2 protein-coding genes and 1 pseudogene are annotated in these 3,152 nt (G+C 67.4%); 2 read left to right on the top strand and 1 reads right to left on the bottom strand.

Going from position 1 to position 3,152, the window contains the following annotated elements; all coding sequences use genetic code 11:
* Positions 1 to 2,253, top strand: a 2,253-nt coding sequence (locus ACILRA_RS21435) for an ATP-dependent DNA helicase (protein WP_395664073.1), incomplete at its 5' end; no start/stop codon positions are given.
* A 29-nt stretch (positions 2,254 to 2,282) separates the two neighbouring features.
* Positions 2,283 to 2,696, top strand: coding sequence for a tellurite resistance TerB family protein (locus tag ACILRA_RS21430; protein ID WP_395664072.1), 414 nt, complete (start codon positions 2,283 to 2,285; stop codon positions 2,694 to 2,696).
* A 162-nt stretch (positions 2,697 to 2,858) separates the two neighbouring features.
* On the opposite strand, the pseudogene ACILRA_RS21425 reads toward ACILRA_RS21430, so the two are convergent.
* Positions 2,859 to 3,152, bottom strand: a pseudogene (locus tag ACILRA_RS21425) (hypothetical protein); the annotation flags it as partial.

The following is a 3,152-nucleotide window of genomic DNA, read 5'->3' as shown; positions in this document are numbered from 1 at the left end:
GGCCGGCCGCCGGGCCGGCAGGATCCCGTGAGCCCCGAGGAGGCGCAGCGCTACCTTCGTGACATATTGGGCCCTCAGTCTGAACGGCGGCCGACGCAGTCGGCCTATGCGGGTGCGGCGACCTTCGCCTTCCAGCCGCGCCAGTCCAGGGAGATCAACAACATCCTCATCGCCGAGGCGGGAACCGGGCTCGGCAAGACGCTGGGCTATCTGGCGCCGGCCTATCTCTGGGCCCGGAAGAACAACGCGCCCGTCTGGGTCTCGACCTATACCAAGAACCTGCAGCGCCAGCTCGACCAGGAATCAGCACGCCTCATCGACAACCCTGAGGAGCGCCAGGGCAGGATCGTCATCCGCAAGGGCCGGGAGAATTACGTCTGCCTCCTCAACATGCAGGAGGTGTTCGGGCGGCTCACCGCCGCCAACCCGCGCACGGCGTTGCTGGCCGCGCTGATCTCGCGCTGGGCCCGCTTCACCCGCGATGGCGACATGGTGGGCGGCGACTTCCCCTCCTGGATCCTTTCGCTGTTCAACGACATCTCCCTCGACGGGGACTCCCGCGGCCTCTCGGCGCAATCGCTCGGACTGACCGACCGGCGCGGCGAGTGCATCTATTCGGCCTGCCCGCATTACCGGCGCTGCTTCATCGAGCGCTCGGTGCGCGCCGGGCGCAACGCCTCGATCGTCATCGCCAACCATGCGCTGGTGCTGCACCAGGCGGCCGTCGACCATGCGCTGGGCGTGGCGCGGACGGAGGAAGAGGAGGCAGCCCCCGGCGGCATCCGCCGCATCGTCTTCGACGAGGGGCACCACCTGTTCGATGCGGCTGACTCGGCCTTTTCCGGCCATCTGACGGCGCTCGAGACCGCCGAACTCCGGCGCTGGATCAGGGGACCCGAAGCCGAGCGCCGCCGGGGCCGCGGACTTGCCGACCGCATCGGCGACCTGCTGGGAGAGGACGAACAGGGCGAGCGGCTTCTGCAACAGGTGCTGCGCGCCGCGCTGGCGCTGCCGGGGCCAGGCTGGACGCGCCGCGTGCAGGCGGGCCAGCCGGAGGGGCCGGCGGAGCACTTCCTCACCCTCGTGCGGAACCAGGTGCTGGCGCGGGCAGAACAGAACGGCACCGGCTACTCGCTCGAAACCGACTGCCTGCCGCTGGCTGAAGGCTTAGGCCAGGCGGCCGCAGACCTGAGCGGCGCGCTCATCGAGCTGAAGGCGCCAATGTCAGCGCTCGCCACCGCACTGGCGAAGAAGCTCGACGCGGAGGCCGAGGACCTGTCGACCCATGACCGGGGACGGATCGAGGCCATCTCGCGCTCACTGCGGCGGCGCGGGGACCTGATGGTGGGTTCCTGGATCGACATGCTGCGGCGGCTGATCGAGACGCGGAACCCGCTTTTCGTCGAATGGTTCGACATCGCGCAGTCCGCCGGGCGCGAGCATGACGTGGGGTTGCACTCACACTGGCTGGACCCGACGGAGCCGATGGCGCTTGCGGTGCTAAGGCAGGCCGACGGCATCGTCATCACATCGGCCACGCTGAAGGACCGCCCGCCCGACGTGCCGGACGATTGGGCCAATGCCGAGATGCGAACCGGGGCCGTCCACCTGCCCTATCCCGTGCGGCGCGAGGGCTGGGACTCGCCCTTCGACTATGCGCAAGCCAGCCGCGTGATCGTGGTGACCGACGTCAACCGTGAGGACATGGACCAGGTTGCAGCTGCCTACCGCGAGCTCTTCCTCGCCACGCGCGGCGGAGGGCTCGGGCTGTTCACCGCCATCTCACGGCTTCGCGCGGTGCACAGGCGGCTGGTGAGCCCGCTCGCCGAGGCGGGCCTGCCGCTCTATGCCCAGCACGTGGACCCGATGGATACCGGCACGCTCGTCGACATGTTTCGCGCCGAGCGCGATGCCTGCCTGCTGGGAACCGACGCGGTGCGCGATGGGGTGGACGTGCCGGGCGATTCGCTGCGCCTGATCGTGCTCGACCGTGTGCCATGGGCAACGCCCACGATCCTCGAGCGGGCGCGGCGGGAGGCCTTCGGCGGAAATTCCTACACCGACATGGTGGTGCGCCTCAGGATCCGCCAGGCCTTCGGCAGGCTGATCCGCCGTGCGGGCGACAAGGGGCATTTCGTGATCCTCGATCCGCGCCTTGCAACGCGCTTCACCACCGCCTTTCCGGCGGGCGTTACAGTCTCGCGCGTGGGGCTGGTCGATGCCCTTGACATGGTCAGAGCTTCGCCGCTCTAACACCCACGGCTTAAGGGAGGGTTTTGACGATGTCCGGCACGATCAGCACTGAACAGGCGCTCATCTACACCATGGTCACCATGTCGGGTGTCGAAGGCAAGATCAACGCGATCGAGCTGGCCGAGATCCGCCAGCTGGTGCAGAGCCTCCCTATCTTCCGCGAGTTCGACGAGCACCGGCTGATGATGGTGGCGCAGGAGGCAGGCGAAATCCTGCAGGAGCCGGAGGGCCTCAACGCCATACTGGGTCTCGTGAAGCAGGCGCTTTCCCCGAAGCTGCGGGAGACGGCCTATGCGCTGGCGGTTGAAGTCGCGGCGTCCGACCTGGCGGTGGGCAAGGAAGAACTCCGCTTCCTCGCCATGCTGCGCGATACGCTGGGACTGGACAAGCTGGTGACGGCAGCCATCGAGCGCTCGGCCATGGCGCGGTATCAGCGGGGTTAAAATTCCTAATTGACTTTATTCCTAGACAATGCTAGTCAGCAGCCTCTTGCCTGCTGCTGATTGACATTGTGAATAGGAAATTCCGGCTCGCCGGGCCCCAACCTTACCGTCATCCCGGCGGAAGCCGGGATGACGGCCGGTGGGGAAGGGGAAGAGAACGGCTTACCCGAAGGCCCGCTTCTCCAGCGCCGGCATGCGGCTGGCGAAGGTGAGGCTGCGGGCGGCGAAGAAGACGCAGAGGGCTGCCCACAGTCCGGGGTTGCCGAAGCGCGCCTCGAGCAGCCACCAGGCCAGCATGTAGATGCCGGGCGAGACGATCACCGCGGTGTTGATGACGCCGATCATCGGCTCCGAGATGTTGGAGAGCATGATCGGCACTGCAACGGTCAGGACCGAACGGTGCGTCACCGGGGATTTGGGATCGAAGGACATGAGGCGGTGTTGCTTCTGCCCGCG

Source organism: Aestuariivirga sp. (assembly GCF_044239095.1).
In the GTDB taxonomy this organism is placed as follows: Bacteria; Pseudomonadota; Alphaproteobacteria; order Rhizobiales; family Aestuariivirgaceae; genus Aestuariivirga.
The sequence above is the reverse complement of the archived record's forward strand: the minus strand, read 5'-3'. Positions and strand labels throughout refer to the sequence as shown.

Excerpts from the sequence above, each read along its gene's own strand:
- ACILRA_RS21430 (WP_395664072.1), top strand. The coding sequence starts at position 2,283 with ATGTCCGGCACGATCAGCACTGAACAGGCGCTCATCTACACCATGGTC.